Genomic DNA, 3,187 nt, shown 5'->3' with positions numbered 1-3,187 from the left:
ATAAAAAAAAGATGACATGTTATGGAAAATACGGTCTATAGCCAGATGTTTTTTCCATCCTCTGGTTAACGATTTTAATTCAACAGAAGAGTATAGATCGTCTTGTTTCTTTTCAGGGAATAGCTTCCAATCTTTGTTCGCGTTTTTAGTTAAGTCGGGCAATAAAGCTCCCAAGACTTTATATGAATCTACAATATTTTTATCGAAATAATAATGAGAGAGAAAGTTCATTCGCTGTTTTTAATTCTACCTGAAAACAATTAGTATCTATTCTTATATTTGCCAAATTACAATATAACAAATAAAGAATTAAAGAGATGAATTTCGTAGAAGATTTACGTTGGAGAGGGCTGATACAAGATATTATGCCGGGAACAGAAGAAGAACTTTCTAAAGGAATGGTCTCTGGATACATTGGCTTTGATCCAACCGCGGAATCTTTGCATGTTGGTAGCCTTTCTCAAATTTTCACACTTGTAAGATTCCAGCAGGCAGGACACAAACCTTTGGCTTTGGTTGGAGGTGCTACAGGTATGATTGGAGACCCGACCGGAAAATCGCAGGAACGTAATTTGCTTTCTGAAGAAGAATTAGCAATAAACTTAAAGGGTATTCAGAAACAGCTAGAACAGTTTTTAGATTTTAATTGTGGTGCAAATAGTGCAGAAATTGTGAATAACTACGATTGGTTTAAAAGCTATAGTTTCTTAGATTTTATCAGAGATGCCGGAAAACACATTACGGTTAATTATATGATGGCGAAGGATTCGGTGAAAAAGCGTTTGGAAAGTGAAGTGGGAATGTCTTTTACAGAATTTACTTATCAATTGATTCAGGGTTTTGATTTTTATCACCTTTGGAAAGAAAAAAATGTGAAGTTGCAAATGGGCGGGTCTGACCAATGGGGTAATATTGTTACAGGAACAGAATTTATAAGAAGAAAAGCACAGGGACAAGCTTTTGCGTTAACTTCTCCTTTAATCAAAAAATCAGACGGGACTAAATTTGGTAAAACCGAGGGAGGGAATATCTGGCTCGATTCAAAACGTACAAGTCCTTACCAATTTTACCAATTCTGGCTAAACGCCACAGATGAAGACGTGAAGAATTATATCAAAATTTTCACCTTTATGACTAAAGCCGAAGTTGATGCTTTAATTGAAGAACACGATAAGGCACCACATTTGCGCGTTTTACAAAAAGCTTTAGCCGAGGATATAACCAGAAGAGTTCATGGTGATCAGGCTCTGCAAACTGCTTTAAAAACGACGGATTTCCTATTTGGTAATGGCTCTTTAGAATTCTTAAACTCTCTGTCCGATGAAGAAGTGATTGGTGTTTTTGAAGGTATCGCGCAATTTAAAGTAGAAAAAACAGCTATCGAATCTGGAATTGATATTGTAAGTTTACTAGCAGAAAAAACACAGATTTTCCCATCTAAAGGAGAAGCAAAAAAAATGATCCAAGGTGGAGGTGTTTCTATTAATAGAGAAAAGGTAGCAAATGTAGAAACTACTATAAATGCTGGTAACCTGATAAACAATAAATTTATTGTAGCTCAAAAAGGTAAGAAAAACTATTTTTTAATTATTGTAGAGTAATTATTAAGCTATACACTAATAGCATAAAAAGGCACAAGGGCTAATACTTTGTGCCTTTTTGCGTTGTTATAATCCATGAAAACTGTGAATTAAAATTATTTTATGGAAAAGTTTCGTGACCGGACAAAAATAGGTAATTAGTGTATAAGTATCTGAGTTATGAAAAAGCAACGAGCAGAAGAGCCTTTGGCAGAATATATTGCTCCAATGGATGTCATGAGTAATGCATTTTGTAGGAATGCTAGGAGGAGCAAGTTTATTAGGGACGCATCAGAAAATAAAATCTGATTTTGATTTATCAAAACTTACAAGAAAAGGGCTTTCGAAGCAAGCTATACTTGCACTTGCTAAAAAAACTCTTTCCCTATACAAGGGCTGGAGAAAGTAATGCATATTTCGGAAAGAACTTTCCAGCGCTTTGACGAAAAAGAGCTGGTAAAGCCAGAATATTCAGAAAAAGCGATAGAACTTGCTAAATTGTATCTACAGGGAGAAGAAGTTTTTGGTCTTTAGAGCGTTTTAAAACCTGGATGAAAACTCCATCTGTCCCGAGGATAAAATTCTGGAGATTGAAGCGAAAAAACTACCTGATAACTGAAAAGAAATTTCTCATCAAAGTAGTGCCAAGAGTATTGGTGATACATTTATTAAAGATTCTAAATATTTTTTGTTTAACGTCCCGTCTATTATTGTTAACGATGAATATAATTACCTTCTTAATCCTGATCATCCGTTAATAAAGAGGGTGGAATTGGTGAAAATAGATCACTTTTTATTCGATTCCTGTTTCAGAGGAGGCCGATTTAAAAATTAATTTGTTTTATGAACGAAGAACTAACTGACTAATAAGTTACAGCCTCTGATGTCGCTGTTATCAAATCGGCCAAGGACCTCGAATCTATTTGTCGACAGTACTTTACCCAAATCTTGTGTTGCTATAAAAGAACAAGAATAAACATTTGCTAAATCAATGACATTAATTCCACCAGTTTTATTGCCCTTTAAAATAGTTAAAGGATCATTGATATCCCGGGTAATGATTCTCATCCAACCCGGACTTTCAAAAATACCATTCCCAAAAGAATACCCCTGAGAGAGCAATTCGGTCATACCGTATTCAGAATGTATACCATTAACTCCGAAACCGGTACATAAGATTTTGTGCAATTCCTCGCGAACCATTTCCTTTCTTTTGCCTTTCATGCCTCCTGTTTCCATTACAATAAGTTCGGGGAAATCTATTTGATAATTTTCTATAAAATCCAGCAGGGCATAGGTAACACCTATTAAGATTGTTTTTTGTCCGGTTTGTTTAAGTCTTTGAAGTTTATCAAAGAGCATGTCGTGTTCGTAAAGTAAAAAGCCACTGTCAGGATGTTTGCTTTGATGGATTAAATATTCTACCATATAAATCAGGGATGAACCTTCTCTTTCTAAGTAATTTGGTAAAAGAGCAATAATGCACAAATTTTCTAAGTCTCCATAAAATTGAGTAAAAGCTTTCCTGTAACTTTCTATATACCAATTTACATCTTTTACATAGTGTTTACTTGTTTTAAAGCCGGTTGTTCCAGAACTGCTGAATA

The 3,187-nt window shown here is 34.8% G+C and carries 3 protein-coding genes and 1 pseudogene; 2 read left to right on the top strand and 2 right to left on the bottom strand.

Going from position 1 to position 3,187, the window contains the following annotated elements; translation table 11 throughout:
- Positions 1-231 (bottom strand): annotated as a pseudogene (locus ABWO41_RS17070) (ACP phosphodiesterase); the annotation flags it as partial.
- 86 nt (positions 232-317) lie between these two features.
- Between ABWO41_RS17070 and tyrS the strand changes: the two are divergent.
- Together tyrS and ABWO41_RS17060 are read left to right on the top strand one after the other, a co-directional pair.
- Positions 318-1,601 (top strand): tyrosine--tRNA ligase, encoded by a 1,284-nt coding sequence (gene tyrS / locus ABWO41_RS17065; RefSeq protein ID WP_353140615.1) that lies wholly within the window; start codon positions 318-320, stop codon positions 1,599-1,601.
- A 387-nt stretch (positions 1,602-1,988) separates the two neighbouring features.
- On the top strand, positions 1,989-2,114 hold the full coding sequence (locus ABWO41_RS17060) for a hypothetical protein (protein ID WP_353140612.1): 126 nt from the start codon (positions 1,989-1,991) through the stop codon (positions 2,112-2,114).
- A gap of 321 nt (positions 2,115-2,435) precedes the next feature.
- Here the strand turns inward: ABWO41_RS17060 and ABWO41_RS17055 are convergent.
- Positions 2,436-3,187, bottom strand: a 752-nt coding sequence (locus ABWO41_RS17055) for a long-chain-fatty-acid--protein ligase (RefSeq protein WP_353140609.1), incomplete at its 5' end; no start/stop codon positions are given.

The sequence above is a fragment of the Pseudopedobacter sp. genome (assembly GCF_040392825.1).
GTDB lineage: Bacteria > Bacteroidota > Bacteroidia > Sphingobacteriales > Sphingobacteriaceae > Pseudopedobacter.
This window is presented reverse-complemented; position numbering and strand designations above follow the sequence as displayed.

Bases quoted from the DNA above. Each gene is read 5' to 3' on its own strand.
- tyrS (WP_353140615.1), top strand. From the start codon at position 318: ATGAATTTCGTAGAAGATTTACGTTGGAGAGGGCTGATACAAGATATT.
- ABWO41_RS17060 (WP_353140612.1), top strand. From the start codon at position 1,989: ATGCATATTTCGGAAAGAACTTTCCAGCGCTTTGACGAAAAAGAGCTG.